Genomic DNA, 21,921 nt, shown 5'->3' with positions numbered 1-21,921 from the left:
CCTTATTTATCTGATGAAATCATTAATTCAAGAACAAGCCGATGCAATTTGACATCCGCTTCATACCCAAAGACCGCATTCACCCGTTGTGCAAATGGGATCGCTTCAACAATCTGAGTCTCAATTTTTTTACGCAAGACCATAAGGGGCTGTGGCTGGAGCGCATACACATCAAGTTGCACACGATAGTTGTCTAAATCCGTATCCTCTAGCGCACTGTTAGGCGTGATGCTGGCAAACTGGATCACAATGGCGGGATAATGCCCTTTGCCTTCGGGTAATACCTGAAAAAAAACCCTTCCATCGACAAGCGGTGAAAGGGTCTCTTTTAATTGCTGTATCATGGTCTCTACCTTGCTTTTTCAATATCCTCTTTGAGTGTTTGAACAATCACTTTAGCCGTCGCTTCCTTTTTCGCTTCAAAGCTGGGGCGCATAAACGGTTGTGCGGGCATCTTGGCGGTGCCAAACTCAACAAACCACCAATAAAACGGATCATTTGGGTTCAATGCCGCACTTTTTCCCGTTGCCTGTTTAAAGGCAGACACCTTTTTACCCGATAATGATTTCACCCAAATGCGCGTTTTGACTTGTCCATTACGCTGCACTTTCGTTTTAGAACGAATATTGCGCTTGATGGTGCCTTTGCGTCGATGAGGCACCGTTTCCTTAAGGATCGGCACTCGATGTTTGATTTCCTGCTTTAACGCCGAAGCGCCTGCATTCATCGCCTTACGCGCACTTTGATTTCTGGTTTTACGGGCAATGTCTTGCATTCGTTGAGCGAGTTCAGACAATCCACTGATTTTAATCTCACCCATCATTCACGCCCTCTTTGCACATCAATTGAAGCTCACGATGACGCTCATAAGGGTCAATAATCGAAATAATATTAAATATTCGCTTACCCCATACAATACGCATCGAAGTATCAATATCAGCGATATAACGAATAATAATTCGTGTTGTGGCCTCACTTTGTACTTGTTGGGCTTGAAAATATTCCCGCCCTTGATAAGGCATGATCGCTGCACGTACTTTTGTCGCATGATCCGTCCAAATCACATCACTGCCACTGATGGCATCAGGCGCTAATACTGCTTTTTGAATATGAATAGTGTGGCGTAATCGTCCCGGATCCATTAACTACCTCGCCAATTTCGACAAAGCAGTAACAATCGTTCTACTGCTTTATTTTCATATAACGGAATTTCACTTTGGCTGGTTCGATGTTCAAACATGTCCCCCAGCACTAAGAGCATTGCCGATTTCACTTCATAAGGGATATCATCAGGTGATTTCCATGCCGGTTCATCACACCATCTCAAACAATAATTTAATGCGCTTTGTGCATAAAATATAATCTGCTCATCACGATCATCACCGCTGTATTCGAGATGCTGTTTTAATAAAGAAAGAGGAATGACATCTAAGATATTCATGATGTAATACGGGATAGTTACCTACCCCGACCTATTACTTAAGCACTTCTTCCAGACGTTGGGAAAGTCCCTTTAATTAAGGCTTGAGGGCGATAATGGGCTAATGCTAAACGTTCTTCACACAAAATGGTCAGCATATTCTTCACAAAGTTATCACGATCTTCTCGACTCACTTCGATAACTGCATTCATTCGATCCCATACTTGAGACGCCAAATCAAATGCACCAACAGTAAACTCACCTTGTTTTTGTGCTTTTGTGGGAACAACAGGTAATCCCCACATTACATTTGAAGTAAACGCTTGTGGGCCACCAAAAATATAACGCCCTTCTTTATCTTTCATTAACGCAATGGCATGCCAATCACGAGGATTTAAAATAATACCGGAAGCACTAAATTCAGATTCTGTTACCTGATAAATGGCATGAGCAATCAGGTCAGCATGTGTGTCACCCGTAGCACTCAACGTGGTATCATAGGCCGTGGCAACATGATTAATCCCCGTCAAATTATCCGCAGTACCGTCACCATTGAGTAATTGCTCCTCTTCCACTAACGCTAAGCCATACAATAAGCGGTTATTAACGTAAGACTGTAACTGCACAGCATCATCCATCACTTGGCGAGACGCTTGGATCCAATGAGCAATAGTGATCACATTTGCCGTTTGTTTTTCAAACGTCAGATTAGATTCTGGTTTTTGTGCCTTTTCTTTCACGGGTGCCGCGCTATTGGTAAACAATTTTTCACGTACATATTCCAGTGAGTTACTGGAAATACGACCTTGTGCTAATAAATCGCGGATAACTAAACGACGCATCCCCGGCATAATAATACCTGGTACTTGCATAGGCTGAATGAGAACACCGGCTGAACTCGCATCACTGCCTAATGATTTATTAAAGGTTTTCACTTCATAAGAAGCCTGACTCCCATTCCATGATTTTGTCAGCGCTTCTGCTGCTCGCTCAGAAAAATCTTTTTTCGCATTAGGATCATCAGCACTCGTTGCCCCTTTCTGTTCTAAATCAAACAGACGCTCACCGGCTTTTTTTAATTCCTCTTGAACTAAGGCTAAATCTGTTTGTAATTGCTTTGAAACTGCGCCAGTAGCTTCAATTTCTTTCTTCTGTGCATCGAAGAGCTCTTGCACCTTTTTTTGTGATCCTTCGATGGCTTCTTGGATAATAGCTAAGTCAGACATATTCTATCCTTTCAGATTAAATGCATTAATTTGGTTAACAATGGATGCGACTAGGGATTGTTGAGTGTCATCGGACTCACTCCGAATAGCGGATTTGAAGCGGGAAATAAAACCGACTGCTTCTGATTTTGATAAACCGGCTGACTCTCTCAGCCAATCCTCAATATCTCGGATCGTTAATAACCCATCGATGCTCTTGAGTGATGAAACCTGTGCTTGGTCATTAGCGGGAAATGTACAAATACTGATTTCACGTAACAGGGAGATATTTTTAAAAATACGGCCTGAAGGTGTCCGCTCAAAATCATTACGCAGACAACCGAATCCGATAGAAAGCCCGTCAACCGTGCCATGCTTCATTGCCGCTTTTAGATCTTGAGCCGCACTATGACCGGGTGTCAGTTGTCCTCTTACACGTAATCCTTTTTGATCTTCCTCCATGTACTCCCATTTCCCCACAGGAAGCTCCCAGACTCGATGGTTATAAAACATAGCGACTTTTTGTTTTTGCTTATCTAAAACATGCTTAAACGCACCGGGTAAAATAATGTCACCATCGGAATCTTGATGACTAAATACAGAGGCATAACCTTCGAAAACGCCTTGTGTGCCATCACCCGTAAATTTGATTTCCGCTTCATCAAAATTCAGTGTTTTTCTAATATCAGGCATTGAACCCCCATAAATAATTAAGCCCCACTTTCGTGAGGCTCTTTATTGAGTTGGTTAATCGGTAAATATTGTGCTTGCCGGTAAGCGACATCTCCACCTTCAAGAGGAGGATAATTATCGAGCCGTCGCATTTCATTAATAGTTCTTAGCCCCGATTCTCCCATCGCTTTCATAAACGCGGCGCGTGAAGTAGAATCGCCTCGCAATAATCCATCAAGGTTATGTTCAGCATGGTATTTTCCCACTTCGGGGGGTTTTAGAAGCCAACGCGCAATGCAGTTTTCCCATCGGGAGATATAGGGTTGTAAGGTATATTGAAGAAAACCTAAGTTTTGTTGCTCAATACCTGTTCCCCAACTTGTTGATTTTTCAACATCGCCGACTAAATGCGGGGGAACACCAAAGAAACGGGCTAATTCACTGACTTGAAATTTGCGGGAAGACATTGTTTCTGCATCTTGAGGACTAACACCAATATCTTGTGCTTGAAATCCCCCTTCTAAGATCCACAATCGTTTTTTAACGGGACCACCCGCAATTTCTTTGAAATTCTCTTCAAGTTGGCTACGTTGCTCTTTATTCAATACCTTATCGCCCGTTGTCAGAATTTTAGGAGACTTAGCCCCATTAGCGTAAAACTCACGTTGTTGATCTTCCATCGCAACGGCCGTGCTTGCTGTCTTACACGCATAAGCAATAGGCGACAATCCGACTAATCCATTAAAACCAAACCCTTTTAAATGAAAAATTTCGTGTTGTTTAAATTTCGCAAATTCATGATCACGCTGATATTTATAGATAATATTCTTCCCCTCCATGCGCACATCCATATTGGCAGACAACAGAGGAAGCAAGCTGATCACATCACCCACTTTATTTCGCTCAATCAACGCGAAAGCATTACCATAAAAGCAAAGTTGCATAGTCATTGCCTCTCGGAATTCTTGAGCGGTCATGTACTGATTGGGCGAATACCGCAGTAATCGAGCCAATGGGTGACTTAAATCAACTTTGGTTCTATTTCCCTGTTTATCCGTTTCGAACACATCCAGTGGCAAACAAGCCGTTAACGTCGAAATTAAGCTAACACAACGCCAAACCGTGGATATTTGGAGTATTCGCTCATCATTTACAGAAGAATCACCAAGCGAGCCTTGCGCTGAGATAACGCCTGATTGTGAACCTTGTTCAGGTGTCACGAGTCTTCCCCCAACAAAGAAGGAAGCCAGACGCGCAAACCAACCATGATTAGTGCGCAAATCGATTGAATATTGTTTATCTGTCATCACATACTCAATGGGTTAGAGAAAAAATCATCAAGGTTGCCATCATCAACCTCACCTTCCGCAGCACCAATCGCCATTGCTGATGCCACCACACCATCAATTCGACCGGTACTTTTTTTCTTGGCAAAGACGCGGTTATCTTTTTGGTCAGCCTCAAGCACAGCGGATGCGGCATTCCATCTCAAACAAGGATTGGTGTGGATCTCAATCTTCTTGTCATCAATGAGCTGTTCAAACAATTCGATAGAGTGTGGCATCCATAGCCCTGAATCTTTAGCTTTGTAATATCCTTGTCCATGTTGGATTAAGGGAACCGTCACCCCCACCTCATCCAATTTGGGTACAAGGTATTTAATGCGATAAGGATCAAAGGCAATGGCTCTCATGTTGACGTGCATCGCCATCTCAGCAATGCGTTCCGCCACAAATTCATACCTCACCGCATTCCCTGGAGTGGTATGCATAAAACCTTGCCTTACCCATAAGTCGTAAGGCACTCGGTCGGTTTTCGCTCTATCCAATAAGGTGTCTTTGGGTGTCCAAAATTCAACATAAAGACGTTTGAGACGAGGAAAATACAAGGCTAATGCGGTTAAATCTTTGGTTCCTGATAAATCCAATCCGCCATAACACTCTTCACCTTGAAGATCATCGAATGTGAATGTATTTTCACACTGCATCCATGTTTCACTGTTAATCCATGGATTATCGGCATCCACCCACTGACAAAAATTAAGCCGACGCACAATGCTTTCTTTTGCGGGCATACCTCGGGCTTGTGTCACTTGCTCGCGTAAATAGCGATCAGAAAAGGTGTAACCCAGTGACGGATTGGCTTTCCCCCAGCAAGATTCATCCTTAAAGGGATCATCGCCTTCATCCAGCGAGCAAATATAGGAAAAAAAACTGTCGTCTTCGATAGTACCTTCGGCGACTTTTCGTCCGTATTCATGATAGTCATAACACACGCTGGTTTTATCATGCCCACTATTGGTGATCATAAATATCAAGGCTTGTCGCCGGCCTTTTGTGCCCGCTCGCATCATCTCGACGGCGGTATTATTTTTGTGCTCATGAATTTCATCAATCAACGCACAATGGGGACGAGGCCCTGATTGCCCATCATCTGAGCTAATCGGGCGAAAGAATGAACTTGTTTTCAAATAAGCCAAGTTCCACTCTTTACCTGTTCCGCCTGATTTGGTGATCCGCTGACTTAATGCGGGAGATTGATCAACCATCGCCACCGCATCACGAAACAAAATCATGGCTTGGTCTTTTTTCGTGGCTGCCGCATACACTTCGGCACGCGGTTCACTGTCGGCGACTAAACAATACAACCCAACGCCACCTGCCATCGGGGATTTTCCTGAACCTTTGCCTGATTCAACATACACCATGCGAAACCGGCGTGTACCATCAGTCATTTTCCAGCCAAAAATGGAGCCAATCACAAAGCATTGCCAAGGCAATAAAATAAACGGTTTGCCTTCATGTTCCCCGCCATTGAGCTTTAAGACTTTCGCAAAAAAGTCGATCACCCTTTTGACGGCCTCGACATCCCAGACTAATCCTCGTTGCTCGGCTTCGTTTAAGTCTTTGAGATGACGTGCACATGCATGGCGAATATCAGGCCCCGCTAAAATTTTGCCTTGATGCACGTATTGCGCATATTGTGTTGCGGGATCAACCGAAATATTGGTTGAGCGGATCTTCCTCTTCTTCTCCACCATCCATCTTCACCTTCGAACGAGCAGCGGGGGTTAAACCAAACTCGACTAAATAACTTTTAAAACGGCGATCTGCATCAGCTAACATAGCAACGGCAGGATTCGCTTTAATTAAAAAATCCCCTGATTGCGTTTTTGTGGTGTATGTCCGACCTTCGATGGCAATGGTGTCTCGCAATTGAAGAATATCAGCGTAGATATCACACAGTCGTTCTAACGCCAGCGTGTCAGCCACGGTTAAAACGCCCATTCCATCGAGTAGTAAGGTTAATTTTGCCCACGCCATTTTCCCCCAATCCGTTAAATGTTCGGGTGGGCTTGGAATTTCACGTTTAGGCTGGGGTTCTTTATCGTTGAGTTTTCGTTTTCCCGGATTACCGGTGACCACCTTCAAGTGGGTCGGTTTCGGGCGTCTTCCTGCCATCGGAACCTCCCAGAAAAAAACTTTTCATTTCGCGGTTGTGCACACAAATGAGGGCGCTAGGTAATCAGGGCGAAAGTGTTTGAACTTTTACCCCGCCCCACCCTGTATTCATGGTGTTATTGATGCCAATGAGAATTGGGATCGAGTGGAATGCCATCCGCATTACAGCCAATGACTTTGCCACTCTTTTCGATACGTTGTTTGGTTGAGTTATGATGCAGTTCGCATAAGCTTTGGAAGTTCTTTATGTCCCAGAATAAGGCTTGGGCTTTTGCGATACGTTCTTTATTGCCTGATTTAAGTGCTTCTTTAAGACGATGCGGAGTAATGTGGTCAACTACTGTGGCAGCAGTAATACGTCCTTGCTCTTGGCACATAACACAGAGTGGATGTTCATTAAGAAACGCTAATCGTACCTTTGCCCAGCGACCACCATAGACATTGCGTTTTTTCATGGTTTATTTCTGACAACATCAGCTTCTATTGATGATTGCTTATTGCAGGTAATAATTCCTTTGAATATAGCGTCACTAGACGTACTAAAACCTAAAGAATTATCACTACTAATAACATAATGTTCATAATCAGCCTTATCTGCCCATTGATTATGAGTGGTTGCTAGTGTGATGATAGTTTGATTTATCTCATGTATTTTTTTTAGCAATTTAGCTGGCTTATCAATACTATTTAAATCGATGATTTTTATGTTTCTTGGATCTGTATAAGGAAATTGCCCTGAATGACAAATTGCTATGAATTCTTTATATAGATTGCTTCTCTCTTCAATTAGCTGCGATATTTCTTTTTGCAAGTAAACACAATGACCTATTGCCTCATAATTAATCTGTTTGTTTGACATAATAAACTCCAATAAAAAGCCATTAGGGCCTATTCATCGTTAGATATTAATTAAATCAACATCCTCAATTTTAAGGATCGCTATTCAATACCAGGAATATAGATTTGAGCTTCTTTAAGAATTCGTTCCCTTGCTGTTAGTAGTAACTGCTTTCTACCACCAACTCCCCAGTTAGCCATCGTCCTTGCACAGTTACTTATATTTTTAGTTTCGGTATTAATGACATGATCTAGCTTGTTCAACTTAGACATAACATCTAATCCCTTCCTCGTAGCCTCTTTAAACGTGTTGTAGACAAGGATTTCAAATTCTGGCTTTAACCAAGCTGCATATCTAATAACGACTAACTCTAAAGCCCAAGTTCCCTGATTGAGTCCACCTTTAATCACTTTAACCGATGCACTTTTTGTTGCATCGCTTAAAGCTTGAACAAATCGCCTTATTTGACGACTTTTCAAAAATGCACCAGGCCTTTGTGATTCCGTTGCTTTACCATCCGCAACAGCGGCCGCATGAAGATCATTTAAATTATATCTACCTTCACTATCAACACGGACAGACACACCATTAATACTTACTCTTGGATATTGCATAACGTATTACCTTCATTTGAAATGAACCCTCGTTCACATAGAAAATCAGCCCGTCGAAGCTCGCCAGCTATAACTGACTTCCTCGAAGGCTCATATCAAAGTGATCGGATTCGACGTTTTTGAATTGCTCTGTGAATGAGCGATGAAATGCGTATAAAAAAGCCACCAGCGATTAACTGATGGCTATCCATATACACCACTAAATAAATGACGTTTGTAGAATTAAATATATTGATGTCTCTCCATCGTCACGCCTTTTCTTCTACCTACAGCTGACGTTGCTGATAATGACCAAAAAATAACAAAACGGTGGTATTCGTTGTTTTTGATTTCTCTTACACACTCAATGTGAGGAGAACATGTCATCGTTAATGTATGAGAACAGCGACAACGCAACGCATTAAAACATCATTACAAGAGGATTATTTTCTAAAAAATAGCGTTGATTATTAACAGATTGGTTTAGTCGATATTGGTAATCTATTGTTTTCACTCATACTAGTGAAAGCCCTGTGGGAGCCCAAACTCACAGGGTTATTTTTATCTTGCGTTTTTATTTAGGTAAGAAATAAGTTAATCAGAATTATCAATCTGGTATATATACTTACTTAGGCTATACTAACTAAAATCAACCTCGCTATACTCTTACTGATTGGTGTTTAGTTAGTTTGCCCATGCACCCATGCTGGGCTTTTTTTAGTTCACACACTCCACTCTAATGTAATCCTGCAACCCTTTAATCATCAGCTCTGACTCTGCAATTCGTTCTCGGAGTAACCAATAATTTCGGATAGCGGTGTCAGTAGGTCGGGCGGTGGTTGCATAAGCCAAGCTGGTGGCGGGAGTGGTTTTGACTTTGGGACACTCGGCTTTGATGTACACCCGCTCAGGATGACGCTCGCTAATATCACGCAAGCGACTAATTTCATTCTTAGCATTCGCTAGCTCCTGCGTATATTGAATATCCAACTGATTTAATCGCATTATGCGTGCTTGATAGTCAGTATTAATAGACTTCTGTTCTTCGAGAGCCACGGCCAGTTTTTTGTTGATATCTGTCAGTGAATTAATCCTATTAGCTTGCCAGTTAATCACCCAATAACTACCCACAATAATGCCTACCAACGCAATGATGGCATAGAGTTTCCCGTATTTCATGATTAGTACCGATGATATGAGAGTGCAATCTGACAGCGTTTTTCTAAACTCACTTGGTCTTTAGTACATGAGTTATCAATCAAGAGATAAATGCCACCAGCGACTGTAATGAGTAATGCAAGGATAAAGCTGATAATGATGATTAAAGGTTTCCATGACATAGTGCTGACTCCGCCTCTCGACGACTGACAAGCCCTCGCCAAACCTTTCCTCCTGCATAAACCCAACGTTTCATTTCTTCACAGGCACCCGCTCTATCACCCGCATTTAATTTCTTGAGTAATGTTGAGCGAGCAAATGCGGTTGTTCCCACATTAAAAGCAAAGGAATATAAAGCGGCTTTGGTGTAGTCATCGAGTGGTACTTTGATTAATGCATCGATTTGCTGTTGTGTCTTAATAAAATCGTTTTGTAATAACGCATCACATTCTTGTTGTGTGTATCTCTTACCCTGAATAATGTCTTTGCCTGTATGCCCATAACAAACTGTTAGAACACCCGCCACATCACGATAAGGTTCATAACGCACACCTTCAAAATGGGCAATGACAACTAACGCGATTGCTGTTGCTCCCGCAGTTGTTAGCGCCGCTATTTTCTGTTTGAGAGACATTAAATATCCTTTGGCGCTTTCACCATTAATTCAGCAAGCCTTTTTAACGTTTCGGTTGGGTTTTGTGGGTCAACATGACGAACAAGCTCTTCAAATAATTGAGTGCGTTTTCGTTGCTCTCGACGAGTCATAAAATAAGTAGCTAAACCAAGAAGCATGCTAAACGCCATCCCGATAACAAATCCCCATTCATATAATGAGAGGCTGGCAAAAAATGCCGTTAAGCCCGCTGTTCCATAAGTAACATTGATTAATTTTTCCATACACATATACACCCCTACGGAGTGCCCATTAATGATTAATATAAAGAGAAATTATTAAGAGATTTTCGAGATGATTTATAAAAATATAGTAATTCTTATTTATTACTGTACATATTTATAAATTTATTCATAAAATAATAAATAATATTTATGAAACGGAGTAATCAAGTGCGATATATTATTTTATTTCTTATTTCTTTATTTTTTATAATTACTTTCATTATAATAACTAATAATGATAAAAATCAGTTAGTTAAACAAAAAACTCAAATCGAGAACGATATAAATAAAAAATCAGAAAAGTGCACATTTTATTCACCAATAAAAACAAAACGACTAGCCTGGATAACACTAACTCATAAATCCCCATGCTCTTAGGTGTAAATAATCATTACCAGTGTTATTATAATGGATAATATGAATAGGCATTTTCAAATCATAATTAAATTAAATACCATCAAATTAGATAGTATTTAAATTCAACTATATACCTTTTGTTAAAATATTATGATCCTGTTACTATCAAATCCATATGATGTTGCAAAATTAATATATTCATTCAACAAATTTGATGGCATGGTCGGTGTACGTGATAATATCCATAAATAATCTTTATCTGGCCCTACAACCAAAGAATATTGATAATTCTTATCCAATTTGATGATATTATATCCACCATAGAATGGACCAAAAAATGATACTTTTAATGCACCTTTATTAGATGAATCAACAAAATAAGCCTTACCGATACTTTCTTTCCAGCGATGTTTATTTTGACTCCAACCTCGATTAATAACCTTAACACCACCATCATCTCGTAATGAATAATTTGCGGTAACTTTCGTTAAGCCTTTTTCAAAACGATTATCTATTCTAGCTACCTCATACCACTGCCCAAGATAACGTGATAGATCAAAATTATTAACAGGCTTAATGTCACTCGGAGGAATAACATTGCATCCAGTAAGAATAAATGAACTTAAAAAAGTGACAAAAGAACGTATCATATTTTTCTCCTATCAATAAGTTTATTATAATCCATAACGTAATCTTAAGGATTGAGGATAAGGATGAAAATATCTCTGTTTGCTCAAATAATTATCAGGATACTCGGATAGATAATGATTAATTAATGTTAAAGGTGCTAATAAAGGCTGTATTCCTTGACGGTATTCTAAAATCAATTGACTTAATGCTTGTCGCTGATTTGGTGTTAAATAGCGCTTAAAATACCCCTGTATATGCATAAGAACATTGGTATGATTACGTCGTGTTGCTTGGTGCTGTAATAATGTCATAAATCTATTTCGATATTCATCAAAAAAAGCTTCCAATGAATGCCATTCTTTATTATTAGCAACAAAGCGACCTAACTCTCTATAAAGAGGTTGTGAATGAGCCAATAAGAGCAGTTTATATCTTGTATGGAAATCGATTAAAGACTGACGAGTAAATGCGTTCATTCTCAATTCATTCAACTCATCCAGTGCAAATACACGTATAACAAAATTTTCTCTTATATGAGGATCATTCAATCGTCCATCTTCCTCTATTGGTAACCAAGGCATCATTTTTTTCAGATTTTCTGTAAAAATACCCGTCCCTGCTTTCCGATTACCATTACCAATAGGATCATATACACGAACACGCTCTAATCCACAACTTGGTGATTTTGCACAAACAATATACCCACTAAACTGATTAAATTTCTCTAAATACTCAACAGAATACCGATTCATCTTTTCAGTTAAATCACCTTCACTCCCGTTACTAAATTTTAATGCAATTTCTCCTGAATTTGATTTAACTAATCTTAGTGCGGGTCTTGGTGTAGGTAAACCAATAGCCATCTCAGGACAAGCCGATTGATATTCAAAATAATCAGATAGTTCATCTACGGCAAGATGAAAGCGCTTATGACCACCATCAAACCTAACATTATTCCCTAATAAACAAGTGCTAATCCCTACAATAATTTTTTTACCAACAAAATTATTTTTGTGAATATCTGTAACAGAGTTAAACATTCTTACTACCTCATATGAAACTTTCATATAATCTGATTATAGTAAATCATAACTGTATTCATATTAGTAAGATTATGCTTTTTTTACTACTTTTATAATTTTAATTAGGTTTCAATCTTTCAGCACTAGAAATATATAATGCAATAACAAGTAGCAGTATCGTTCCTGAGTAAACAATAAGTAACTGAGGATTTTTATGTTCAACAACAATTAACCTAATTACCGCAGTTATTGCAATATAAATAAAATATTGCAATGGAAAGTGATAATTCGACTGAAAATATTTAATAATTAATGCAATAAATTCAAAATAAAGAAAGTAAATGATAAGTCCATCAACTAATAAATAAATTGAAACTGGATCACTAACTGTAAACAATAAATTAGCAAGGATAATAGTTTCTTTAACTAAAAAAATTATTAAAATAATTGCAAGCAATATCAGGCCAACACTACTAATCCATTGTAAAACTCGACTAATTACTTTTGTTTGATTTAGTCCTGTCATAATAACTCCTAAGAGTTTATGCTCCTAATATCAAGTTTTCTATAGATTAAAATAAAAAATAGATGAGAAGCTTTATATTTAATTAGGCCCCATCAAGGTATCGAACCTCGACTTTTAGTTTAAATAAAACTAAATACTCTCCCAGTTAAGCTAATGGCGGAATGAATTTACCTGAACCAACGAACTATCACAAATGCAACTAAGAGCAATAAAGCAATGATAATTACATTCCGTAAAAAAGCGGGGATTCGGTGTAATAGCGCAGACCAATTCATAGGCATCTCCTTAGGAAGTCATTCCTTTAGATACCGCATCTATTTTCGATAAAAACTTGCAAATGCAAGGTTTGCTGTTGATAGCAATGAGGTATGTTTACTTTCCTAAGTTTACCACACACTAATGAATATGTACGTTTTAAAATATAAAGGGATCATATTTAAATTTAAGCAACAAAAAAACCTCGCCAAAGCGAGGTTCTATATATTCAACTATTTAACGCTTAACTCATTTGAGCAGCCATCACAGTCTTACAAAAAATACATTTTGCGCCGTGTGGATTGTTCACTGTAACATCAAATTGTGATGTTCTATATTGTGAACCGCTACAACAAGGGCATTTAAAATAGAGGCGAATAGTAATAGCGCCTTTAGAGAGCCACCACGTTGCCTGCTGCTGGGCCTTTCATACCATTTTCAATGGTAAATGAAACTTCTTGGCCTTCCATCAGAGATTTGAAGTCATCACTCTGAATTGCAGAGTAATGTACAAATACATCTTTACTTCCATCTTTAGGAGTGATGAAACCAAAACCTTTATCATCGTTAAACCATTTTACTGAACCAGTCATTGTATTAGACATAGAATTTCCTTTAATTTATTTAATTTGCCATAAGGCATATGAGGGTTTGTTTTTTATTTTTACTTATGGGAATTAATTAGAAGGAATTCGCAATGAAGTGGTATCGAGGATAACGCTAAACGGTGAACAACTTTAAACTGACTAACATAAATAGGCCTGTACTTCCAAACCAGTGACGTTATTAAGCCATAGAAAAATTCAGATAGCAAACTTTATTTTTGCAATAAAAGCACTTGTGTGTGCTATCAAGAATGAAACCCTATTAAAAGGTGCCGACTCACAGCTCTTGTGTGAACGCTATAAGTGGGTATTGATTCTGTGGTCGGCGTAAACGAAAAGGCTACAAAGTAACCTTATTTAATTTAGGGTTGAATATAATAATGAGAATAATTATCATTACATATGTATCAAATTGACAGGTTTGATACGAATTAGTACGACATGACTTACATTGCTTCTTGCGTTTATTTTATATGCCGATATGACTCCTAGCGTATCGGCATTTTTTTATTTTGTGTTGAGAAATTCTTTCATACCTATAATTTAGATGTATATGATCAGATTCGATCTAATATTACTATGATTTGAGGCTAAATCTAATCAGATAGTCCGCACAGTGCCAAAAGCAGACTTTAAGTTGTCCAAGAACAGCTCTCATATCTTGGCCTATTTATGTCGACCACCACTTCAGTGCCTGCAGGATTTAAGGGGACAACGAGCCTGCATGTGGACACAGGTATATCGGTGAGTTAATATCTTTAAGAGGTATCATTTGACAGTATCTTGAGGGACTTAGAGTGCGGGTTAAATCGATTAAGCTTACCAATTTCAAGAAATTCAAAGATGAACATTTTGAATTCAACGATGACGTAAATATCTTTGTAGGTGATAACAACGCCGGTAAAAGTACTATTCTGGAAGCCCTAGAAATCGTACTGAATTACAGCTATCGGGGCCGTCCCTTCAACAGCGAGTTTACGCCAGACATTTTTAATAAGGATGCAGTGCAGCTTTTTTTGGCTTCTGATAAATCGGCCATGCACTTGCCTGTCTTGGCAATAGAGGCATTCATTGAGGGAGTGCCTGAATACCGGGGTACAAATAATTTCCTTAAAGCCGATGCTCAAGGTATCACTGTGCTGGTGCGTTTTGATGACACGCTAAAGGATGTTTACGCCGAACACTTACTGACAAACCCGCACATTACGAGTATCCCGATCGAATTCTACAAGCTGGAATGGCTGGATTTCGGGTGGAATCCTGTTAAAGCCGTAGCGAAGAAATTCAGGGCGTTATACATCGACCCAACTCGTATCCACCCCACTCTAGGTAAGAATCAGTATATCTCTACCATACTTAATACCGCTTTAAAGAAAGAGGAGCTGGTTAAGCTGACCCTCAATTATCGTGAGAATCAGCAGGTTTTTAACAACTCAGGTGAGGTCAGGACAGTCAACACCGGTTTGGATACGGACCACTTGATCACAGAAAAAAAGCTGTCCATTGCCGCAAGCACTTTACCAGCGGGATCTATTCAGACCAGCCTTCAACTTGAAGTAGATGATGTCCCTTTCCAGTTCATTGGCAAGGGTGAGCAGAGTAATGTGCAGATTAAGCTCGCGATTCAGAACAAATCGAAGGATATCGATTTGGTGATGATGGAGGAGCCAGAAAATCACCTTTCTCACACTAACCTCAATAAGCTGATTCACTACATTGAAAATCAGCGGGGTGACAAACAACTCTTCCTTACCACTCACAGCTCGTATGTGCTCAACAAGCTGAGCATTGATAAAATCTGCCTGGTTCAGTCGGGATACAAACGTCTGCATAAGCTTGCCCCTGCAGTGGTCAAAACCTTAAAGCGCTTACCGGGCTATGACACATTGCGCGTGGCACTGTCGCACAAAGTCATCCTTGTCGAGGGACCGTCAGACGAGTTAGTACTCAAGAAGATTTACCACCGCAAGCACAACCGCCTGCCCGAGCAGGATGGTATTGATATCATCGTCGTGCGCGGAGTCGGGTTTGATACGTTCATCTCCGTAGGTATGGAAATTGGTACCCGGATAAACGTCCTCAGAGATAACGATGGCGACTATGAAGAAAACGTCGTGAAAGTGCGTACCGATTATGCAGCCTATCCCAATATCAAACTTATCTCCTCTGCCAAAAATGAGGAGTTTTCGCTTGAACCCGCGATGATATATGCCAATGCAACCGACTTGGTTACGCTGGACGCTTTCGCCAAAGTGGTGTTATCGACACAGACGTTTAACCTCTACGATAAAGTAGTCGACTTAGATAAGCGACGCGACTTTCTGATCGACTGGTTTCGAAGCGTCCAGGGAAACGGTAAGGGCGCTCGCAAGGTCGATTCAGCTATCAAGCTGTTCGATTGCACTCTGAATTTCAGGTATCCACCTTTCCTCGATGAGGTGTTCGACTTTGCCTAATGAATTCTGGATTGCCGGTGCAGGATCAGGAAAAACCCAAAAAGTCATTGAGGATGCCATTGAAGTCATAAAGGCGGGCGGACGCGTATTGGTCGTCACCTACACCATGAACAACCAGGCAGAGCTCCGTTCTCGCTTTGTGGAATTGTACGGCAAACACAGCGATGATTTTGTTGTGAAAGGCCTGTTTTCATTTTACCTAGAAGACTTAGTGAGACCTTATCAAACGGCCATGTTTCCAGATCGAATCACTTCTACAATGTTCACCGAGCATAACCCTCACCTGATACCTGGTACGAGGAAATGGCATCCCAAAAGAGGGGAAAAAATTAATGGGGTGCTGAATCCTCTTCATTATCTGACGCCGTGCAAAACCAAAGCTTACACAGGACTGCTGGCGAAGCTGGCAACAAGAATCTCCGCTTCAACAAAGAATGCCCCCGCTAGCAGATTGAAAGAGATTTATCAGAGGATCTTTTTTGATGAGGTTCAGGATTTGGTTGGATGGGATTTTGACGTTATCAAAGCACTCAGTAAGGCAATGCATAACTCTATTTGCTGTGTAGGCGATTTTCGTCAAACTATTTACACGACCACGTTCGGCCACAAGGCACCGGAAACACCTGAGCAAAAGATTCAATACTTCAAAGACCTCAATTTTAGTCTGTTCTCGCTGGCGAAGAATCGCAGATGTATTCAGGAAATCTGCGATCTCGCGGATACCATTCATCCCGGTATTTATGAACAAACGCAATCAGAGGTGGGAGAAGTTCCTGCAGAAATGGCCCATCACTACGGCTGTTTTCTCATAAAACCATCTCAGGTGAACGATTATCTCGATATATTCAAACCTCAAGTTTTGCGATGGTCATCGCTCATGGGAAAAGGCTATTTGCCACCAAGTCTCACCTGTCACACCTTCGGCTCCTGTAAAGGTCTCGGTTTTGACCGCATACTAATTATTTCACCGGAGAAACATCTCAAGTATCTGGGGGGCGACCTTGGCGTGTTCGATAGAGATAAAACGGAGGAATCTAGAAACAAGCTGTACGTGGCCATTACCCGGGCTCGTTACAGCCTGGCGTTTGTCGTTGAGGAAGAGCATCTTACAAATATAAAGCTGCCGCATTGGGTTAGACCTCTGTAAGTCGATGCTAACGTCTAACCATTTAACTTCCGCTTTTCGCTCAAACCAGACTGTCCACTCTAATTATGTTCGACTTACAAACCTTGTGAACTCAACTTTGAATTAGTGAAATTTAAACCCCTCACAAAAACAATTAAGGCTACACATTATGCGTAGCCTTAATCTTATTCACGTTACCTAACCCAATTATTTTTTATCTTTATTTTCTATCGCTATTGTTTGCCGTTTTTCTTCTTCCGGTAACTCATACTCAATAGCAATGGTCAGAAGCCCACTTGATAAATCCGCTTTTTCTATTTTAACATTCTTACCGAGGTCAAACTGCAACGTAAATTGCCCTTGAGATATGCCTCGGTGGATCCATTTATCATTGTCTTCTTCTGATTTTTCTTCTTTTTTCCCTTCAATCAATAAACGACTACCATTTAATGAAACCGATAAGTCATTTTCTTGATATCCTGGCACACTCACCGTCAGTTCATAATGGTTATCATCAATCTGTTTCAGGTTATAAGTCTGTACAGGTGATGCAATAGGCTTACTGCCTGTTAACTGACTAAACAGGCGATCTATCTGATCAAAACGGTTTGAAAGTAAGTTATCAGATAATGTTGGGAATAATGAAAAAGGTTTAATGTTAGGCATATAACTCCTCCTTCAGTATTTAGTGAATTATGGGCGGTCTCTTATTTACCCAAAATATAAATATGAACGAGCAAGTATTTTTCAAGCCCTAAAATCTAAATTTTTTATCTTTAACCAACATGGGATTGTAGATAGCAAAAAACCCCGCCGAAGCGAGGTTTTGTATATTCAACTATTTAATGCTCAACTCATTTGAGCTGTCATCACACTTTTGCAAAAGATACATTTTGCGCCGTGTGGATTGTTCACTGTGACATCAAATTGTGATGTTCTATATTGTGAACTGCTACAACAAGGGCATTTAAAATAGAGGCGAATAGTAATAGCGCCTTTAGAGAGCCACCACGTTGCCTGCTGCTGGGCCTTTCATACCATTTTCCATGGTGAATGAAACTTGTTGGCCTTCCGCTAATGTTTTGAAACTATCACTTTGGATTGCAGAGAAATGTACGAAGACATCTTTGCTGCCATCAGCTGGAGTAATAAAACCAAAACCTTTACCTTCATCGAACCATTTTACTGTACCAGTCATTGTATTAGACATAGAATTTCCTTTAATTTATTTAATTTGCCATAAGGCATAGGCGGTTTGTTTTGTATTTTTACTTATGGGAATTAATTAGAAGGAATTCACAATGAAGAGGTATCGAGGATAACGCTAAACGGGAACAACTTTAAACTTACTAACATAAATAGGTCTGTACTTCCAAACCAGTGACGCTATTAAGCCATAGAAAAATTCAGATAGCAAACTTTATTTTTTAACTATAAATCAGCTTAAGTAGACCTATAAAAAATACAACCCCGCTATACTCACGAGGTTTTTAATTGATAAGAGGTGTAACATCAAAACCATCATTAACACAATATATTGTGTTTTGTAATTACGCAAGACTGTAAATGCGGTGTTTTCTAATTATTTTATCCATATCTAATTTTACGTTATCAACCGATAAACACCCTTCAATAAATCCCTCCGCTGTCTGCAATCGCTTAGCCACTTCATTATGAGAAATACCGAGTTTTGAAGCCATTGAACGCAAAGGATAATTCTTCACATAGTACATAATAACCAACTGAAACAAGTAACTATTATTTACCTTTAAATGTAATACCGCTTTATTGATTTTTAAGCCATCATCATCTGAGCATTGCTCTCGGCTTCGTCTTGAGCTTGGAATTAATCCTTTAAAACCGGCGGCAATTGATGAGTAATCGATACTATTTCCCTCATTAGCTGACCACGCACCCCAACGCGATAAAACTTCCTGCATATCTCTCATACTAATACTCCCCGTGCCGTATACACGTTAAACCAATGCCCCCATTCCTAATGAACGGTTTAAAAAAGAAAATAACAATTCGATTTGGTTACCATAATTGGCTTCCCACAATTTCGGATCACGATGCAACTCATCATGATGTTGCCGACATAATGGAATAGTGAATAAATCATGAGCTTTCGTTCCCATGCCTCCCATACCATGGCCGATAATATGATGTGGATCATCAGCTTGTTGTCCGCAAACACAACAAGGCTGTGTTTTTACCCATTGAAGCCATTGGGAATTCTCCCAACGACGCATTTTAGGTTTAAGAAGAAATGAAGCTGGAGGTTCAGGATCGACAGTCATATTAATAACGGGTTTTATAGCATCTAAACGCGCATTCATTGCTGATAGCGCTGTTACTTCATTGGGAACAATATCAGCTTCAGGAAAACCGCCATGCACCCTGCGCTCTTTAGGTTTATCAGGCCAATTTAGGATACGGCGCAATATGGCATCAGGTAATTCATTAACCAGTTTATGCATCACGGCAAAAGCAAAAAAATCAGGTATCGTCAGCGAATGGCTATCATCTAATCTCAAATGACTACGAATAGTGTCTACCATCCAAGCAATACGATTTTTATGAGCCAACTCAGCAACCCACTCAGCTGATGAATTACGAATATGATTATCATGATACCAACAGGTTCGTATAACACCGTCTTTATGCCATGTGGTTGTTAATTCCTGATGATGATAACTGTCATGCTTATCGTTAATCTGGCAGCAATGGATATTCCTGCCTATCCACATATTCATCGATGCCAACCCGCCCATAGCTTGGATCACTTTTTCATTATTCAAAAAGCTAATAATGTCCTTGTTATTCAATAATGGCTGTTCATTCCCTGTTAATGCACCAGAAGGCCATTTATCTAAACTCTTTGGTACATCACTAATAATCACGCGAGAATGTTGTTTAAGTTGCTCAAGCAACTCCGCTTCAGGCTTCAATAAAACAACTCCAAGATCGGGCTGAATATAGGGTGTTAATAATAATTTCATGCACTCACCTGTTTATTCAGCATCACCATACGGATCAATTCATCCGTTTTACTTTCAAAGAAATGGGGTTGGGTTTCACGAGGATTATTAGGGCTGGTCATGTTCTTCCCAAACTGGTAGCCCCGCGCAGTCACAGACCAAAACTCTTTCATTTTGTTTGCGGTTTTCGTACTTGGGCGAGATAAACGTTCAACAATGCCGAGATCAGCCAACCGTTTATAAGCTTGCTGGGCTGAAATAGGTAATTGATGTTTTCTAATCAGTGTTGATAAAGCTACTGTTGGACGACTTGAACCATCCATTGATCCGCTTGGTGCATCAATCGCATACACAGGGGCTAATTCGGGTAAGCCTGCCATGGCTTGTAATTTTTGATACGCCCCTAATTTCGAAGAGTTTGAGAAATTTAGGCTCTTTGCCATCGATTCAAGCAATATAACCCCTGCTTGAACTTTATCGGCTAACTTTTCGCCGTGTTGCTGTGTTATCAATGCATCAAAAGTACGGATCACTTTTAAATGAAATGATGGGCTTATCCACATTGCATAGGCATACACTAATTCTTTGCAAACATACGTTCCTTGGTTAAGCCCACCAACAATGGTCACAATGGGAACCGCTCCTGTGATCTCAGGAGCGGTTGAAATTTCATCAATCAACTCTTTAGTTTGAGTCAAAGCACTCCAATTCGATGGTTGATGCCGTTTTTCACCACCTGAGACTCGATGAAGGTCATTTAAACAATAGCGCCCCGCGATATCTCGACGAATTTGAACACCATCAATAACAATTAGTCCATTCATGTTATTTTTCTCCATTCTCGCTTATAGCAAAACTTCCTGAGCAACTTGTTCCGCGACTTGTTGCCAAATACCTCGCCACGCAGCTAAACCTGCAACCTCATTCATTCGACCTAGACCATTTTTCTTTGCCTGAATAGCCGCTAATTCTTGGATTTTATTTTTAGGTTTCCAACCCGTACCCCAGATGAGCCGGAATGTTTCATCACGCTCTACGGAATCGATTGTGATTTTTTTCTTACCCGCCAAACGTAAGGTTAAATCATCCCATTGAGCCCTGAGTGTACGAGGACACTGAACATTCTTTTTCCAAAAATCATCTTGCGTAATTCGTTTATAGAACTGGCAAATTTCTTTGTGAGTATGCCCATCAATCGTTGTCATTAAGCGAATATCATTAGCCCAATCAGTGAAATTTGGCTCTTTAGGCATTTTTAATCCCATCTCTTGAAACACTTCGCATTTACGACTGAATAGCCATTTAGCGCACTTCAAATCGTCAGCGGAGCCCCATTTTTGAAAATTGGCGCTGTAAATCACAGCTTCAGGATAACGAGTTAAAAAATCATTTTTGGGCTGGTCGCTGAATGCGTCAAAATTCTGCGACGAAGAATAATTTATTGATGGATCATATTTTGAAGTTACTGATGGATCGCCCTCAGGAGCTGGCGGGTCAAAATCCCTATTTTTGCTCAATTTTGAGGGAACAGAATTTGATGCAACAAATTTTGATGGGTCAACTCCTGATGCATCAGGTTTTGACACGTCAGATTTTGTTGGTTGAGAAAGCGCTTTCTTTGCTGATTGGTATAGTTTTTCTACATTCAGCTGGTAAATATTGCTTGCGTTACGATTGCCTTTTCTGCGCTTTTCGCTGGTTAACCACCCTTCTTTTTCT

30 protein-coding genes are annotated in these 21,921 nt (G+C 40.0%); 2 read left to right on the top strand and 28 right to left on the bottom strand.

Features of this window, described 5'->3' with window-relative positions; translation table 11 throughout:
• Nucleotides 1–2: 2 nt before the first annotated feature.
• The 21 genes from gp17 to cspE (CBE70_RS14000) form a co-directional block, all read right to left on the bottom strand.
• Nucleotides 3–344, bottom strand: a complete 342-nt coding sequence (gp17, locus tag CBE70_RS14095; protein WP_100159818.1) for a tail completion protein gp17 — start codon at nucleotides 342–344, stop codon at nucleotides 3–5.
• A gap of 5 nt (nucleotides 345–349) precedes the next feature.
• Nucleotides 350–823, bottom strand: a complete 474-nt coding sequence (locus CBE70_RS14090; RefSeq protein WP_036976749.1) for an HK97-gp10 family putative phage morphogenesis protein — start codon at nucleotides 821–823, stop codon at nucleotides 350–352.
• Nucleotides 813–1,142 (bottom strand): phage head closure protein, encoded by a 330-nt coding sequence (locus tag CBE70_RS14085; RefSeq protein ID WP_100159817.1) that lies wholly within the window; start codon nucleotides 1,140–1,142, stop codon nucleotides 813–815. The genes CBE70_RS14090 and CBE70_RS14085 overlap by 11 nt, the downstream gene beginning before the upstream one ends.
• The gene (locus CBE70_RS14080; RefSeq protein ID WP_012367786.1) at nucleotides 1,142–1,441 is read right to left on the bottom strand and encodes a head-tail connector protein; all 300 of its coding nucleotides are present in this window, start codon (nucleotides 1,439–1,441) and stop codon (nucleotides 1,142–1,144) included. Before CBE70_RS14080 ends, CBE70_RS14085 begins: the two co-directional genes overlap by 1 nt.
• 38 nt (nucleotides 1,442–1,479) lie before the next feature.
• Entirely contained in the window at nucleotides 1,480–2,646 is a 1,167-nt protein-coding gene (locus CBE70_RS14075; protein WP_036976747.1) for a phage major capsid protein, read from the bottom strand.
• A gap of 3 nt (nucleotides 2,647–2,649) precedes the next feature.
• Nucleotides 2,650–3,318, bottom strand: a complete 669-nt coding sequence (locus CBE70_RS14070; RefSeq protein ID WP_004242476.1) for an HK97 family phage prohead protease — start codon at nucleotides 3,316–3,318, stop codon at nucleotides 2,650–2,652.
• 17 nt (nucleotides 3,319–3,335) lie between these two features.
• Nucleotides 3,336–4,604, bottom strand: coding sequence for a phage portal protein (locus tag CBE70_RS14065; protein ID WP_012367784.1), 1,269 nt, complete (start codon nucleotides 4,602–4,604; stop codon nucleotides 3,336–3,338).
• Entirely contained in the window at nucleotides 4,604–6,337 is a 1,734-nt protein-coding gene (locus CBE70_RS14060; protein WP_100159816.1) for a terminase large subunit, read from the bottom strand. Before CBE70_RS14060 ends, CBE70_RS14065 begins: the two co-directional genes overlap by 1 nt.
• Nucleotides 6,291–6,758 (bottom strand): phage terminase small subunit P27 family, encoded by a 468-nt coding sequence (locus tag CBE70_RS14055; RefSeq protein WP_063693331.1) that lies wholly within the window; start codon nucleotides 6,756–6,758, stop codon nucleotides 6,291–6,293. The genes CBE70_RS14060 and CBE70_RS14055 overlap by 47 nt, the downstream gene beginning before the upstream one ends.
• Nucleotides 6,759–6,874: 116 nt before the next feature.
• A complete protein-coding gene (locus CBE70_RS14050) occupies nucleotides 6,875–7,213 on the bottom strand; it encodes an HNH endonuclease signature motif containing protein (RefSeq protein ID WP_100159815.1) in 339 nt (112 codons plus the stop codon).
• Entirely contained in the window at nucleotides 7,210–7,617 is a 408-nt protein-coding gene (locus CBE70_RS14045; RefSeq protein ID WP_100159814.1) for a hypothetical protein, read from the bottom strand. Before CBE70_RS14045 ends, CBE70_RS14050 begins: the two co-directional genes overlap by 4 nt.
• Before the next feature lie 80 nt (nucleotides 7,618–7,697).
• Nucleotides 7,698–8,210, bottom strand: a complete 513-nt coding sequence (locus tag CBE70_RS14040) for a KilA-N domain-containing protein (protein ID WP_041701224.1) — start codon at nucleotides 8,208–8,210, stop codon at nucleotides 7,698–7,700.
• A 696-nt stretch (nucleotides 8,211–8,906) separates the two neighbouring features.
• Nucleotides 8,907–9,368 (bottom strand): lysis protein, encoded by a 462-nt coding sequence (locus CBE70_RS14035; RefSeq protein ID WP_100159813.1) that lies wholly within the window; start codon nucleotides 9,366–9,368, stop codon nucleotides 8,907–8,909.
• A gap of 2 nt (nucleotides 9,369–9,370) precedes the next feature.
• Nucleotides 9,371–9,529, bottom strand: a complete 159-nt coding sequence (locus CBE70_RS18390) for a hypothetical protein (RefSeq protein ID WP_162837602.1) — start codon at nucleotides 9,527–9,529, stop codon at nucleotides 9,371–9,373.
• The gene (locus tag CBE70_RS14030; protein WP_100159812.1) at nucleotides 9,511–9,981 is read right to left on the bottom strand and encodes a lysozyme; all 471 of its coding nucleotides are present in this window, start codon (nucleotides 9,979–9,981) and stop codon (nucleotides 9,511–9,513) included. The genes CBE70_RS18390 and CBE70_RS14030 overlap by 19 nt, the downstream gene beginning before the upstream one ends.
• A complete protein-coding gene (locus CBE70_RS14025) occupies nucleotides 9,981–10,244 on the bottom strand; it encodes a phage holin family protein (RefSeq protein WP_408634019.1) in 264 nt (87 codons plus the stop codon). The genes CBE70_RS14030 and CBE70_RS14025 overlap by 1 nt, the downstream gene beginning before the upstream one ends.
• A 497-nt stretch (nucleotides 10,245–10,741) precedes the next feature.
• On the bottom strand, nucleotides 10,742–11,251 hold the full coding sequence (locus CBE70_RS14015) for a lipocalin family protein (RefSeq protein WP_100159809.1): 510 nt from the start codon (nucleotides 11,249–11,251) through the stop codon (nucleotides 10,742–10,744).
• A 24-nt stretch (nucleotides 11,252–11,275) separates the two neighbouring features.
• Nucleotides 11,276–12,271: a YbgA family protein gene (locus tag CBE70_RS14010; protein WP_099073714.1), complete on the bottom strand. Its 996-nt coding sequence runs from the start codon at nucleotides 12,269–12,271 to the stop codon at nucleotides 11,276–11,278.
• Between the two features lie 100 nt (nucleotides 12,272–12,371).
• Nucleotides 12,372–12,779 carry a phosphate-starvation-inducible protein PsiE gene (gene psiE, locus CBE70_RS14005; protein WP_098943670.1) on the bottom strand — a complete coding sequence of 136 codons (408 nt, stop codon included), beginning with the start codon at nucleotides 12,777–12,779 and terminating at the stop codon, nucleotides 12,372–12,374.
• 499 nt (nucleotides 12,780–13,278) lie between these two features.
• Entirely contained in the window at nucleotides 13,279–13,419 is a 141-nt protein-coding gene (gene ymcF / locus CBE70_RS18780; protein ID WP_419775829.1) for a cold shock small protein YmcF, read from the bottom strand.
• Between the two features lie 7 nt (nucleotides 13,420–13,426).
• A complete protein-coding gene (gene cspE / locus CBE70_RS14000) occupies nucleotides 13,427–13,639 on the bottom strand; it encodes a transcription antiterminator/RNA stability regulator CspE (RefSeq protein ID WP_041701226.1) in 213 nt (70 codons plus the stop codon).
• Nucleotides 13,640–14,436: 797 nt separating this feature from the next.
• On the opposite strand from cspE (CBE70_RS14000), the gene CBE70_RS13995 reads away from it, so the two are divergent.
• Nucleotides 14,437–16,095 carry an ATP-dependent nuclease gene (locus CBE70_RS13995; RefSeq protein WP_100159808.1) on the top strand — a complete coding sequence of 553 codons (1,659 nt, stop codon included), beginning with the start codon at nucleotides 14,437–14,439 and terminating at the stop codon, nucleotides 16,093–16,095.
• Nucleotides 16,088–17,242 (top strand): UvrD-helicase domain-containing protein, encoded by a 1,155-nt coding sequence (locus CBE70_RS13990; RefSeq protein ID WP_100159807.1) that lies wholly within the window; start codon nucleotides 16,088–16,090, stop codon nucleotides 17,240–17,242. The genes CBE70_RS13995 and CBE70_RS13990 overlap by 8 nt, the downstream gene beginning before the upstream one ends.
• Before the next feature lie 186 nt (nucleotides 17,243–17,428).
• On the opposite strand, the gene CBE70_RS13985 is transcribed toward CBE70_RS13990, so the two are convergent.
• From CBE70_RS13985 to CBE70_RS18535, 7 genes are all read right to left on the bottom strand, one after another.
• Nucleotides 17,429–17,887 (bottom strand): Hsp20 family protein, encoded by a 459-nt coding sequence (locus tag CBE70_RS13985; RefSeq protein ID WP_100159806.1) that lies wholly within the window; start codon nucleotides 17,885–17,887, stop codon nucleotides 17,429–17,431.
• Nucleotides 17,888–18,070: 183 nt separating this feature from the next.
• A complete protein-coding gene (gene ymcF / locus CBE70_RS18775) occupies nucleotides 18,071–18,211 on the bottom strand; it encodes a cold shock small protein YmcF (RefSeq protein ID WP_419894627.1) in 141 nt (46 codons plus the stop codon).
• A 7-nt stretch (nucleotides 18,212–18,218) separates the two neighbouring features.
• A complete protein-coding gene (gene cspE, locus CBE70_RS13980) occupies nucleotides 18,219–18,431 on the bottom strand; it encodes a transcription antiterminator/RNA stability regulator CspE (RefSeq protein ID WP_004244726.1) in 213 nt (70 codons plus the stop codon).
• Nucleotides 18,432–18,771: 340 nt separating this feature from the next.
• Entirely contained in the window at nucleotides 18,772–19,170 is a 399-nt protein-coding gene (locus CBE70_RS13975; protein WP_004244725.1) for an antiterminator Q family protein, read from the bottom strand.
• 27 nt (nucleotides 19,171–19,197) lie between these two features.
• Nucleotides 19,198–20,223, bottom strand: a complete 1,026-nt coding sequence (locus CBE70_RS13970) for a DUF968 domain-containing protein (RefSeq protein WP_087803544.1) — start codon at nucleotides 20,221–20,223, stop codon at nucleotides 19,198–19,200.
• Nucleotides 20,220–21,026 (bottom strand): KilA-N domain-containing protein, encoded by an 807-nt coding sequence (locus CBE70_RS13965; RefSeq protein ID WP_100159805.1) that lies wholly within the window; start codon nucleotides 21,024–21,026, stop codon nucleotides 20,220–20,222. Before CBE70_RS13965 ends, CBE70_RS13970 begins: the two co-directional genes overlap by 4 nt.
• A 21-nt stretch (nucleotides 21,027–21,047) precedes the next feature.
• The coding region (locus CBE70_RS18535) for a hypothetical protein (protein WP_232797400.1) at nucleotides 21,048–21,921 on the bottom strand (874 nt) is incomplete at its 5' end.

The sequence above is a fragment of the Proteus columbae genome (genome assembly GCF_002777965.1).
GTDB lineage: Bacteria > Pseudomonadota > Gammaproteobacteria > Enterobacterales > Enterobacteriaceae > Proteus > Proteus columbae.
This window is presented reverse-complemented; position numbering and strand designations above follow the sequence as displayed.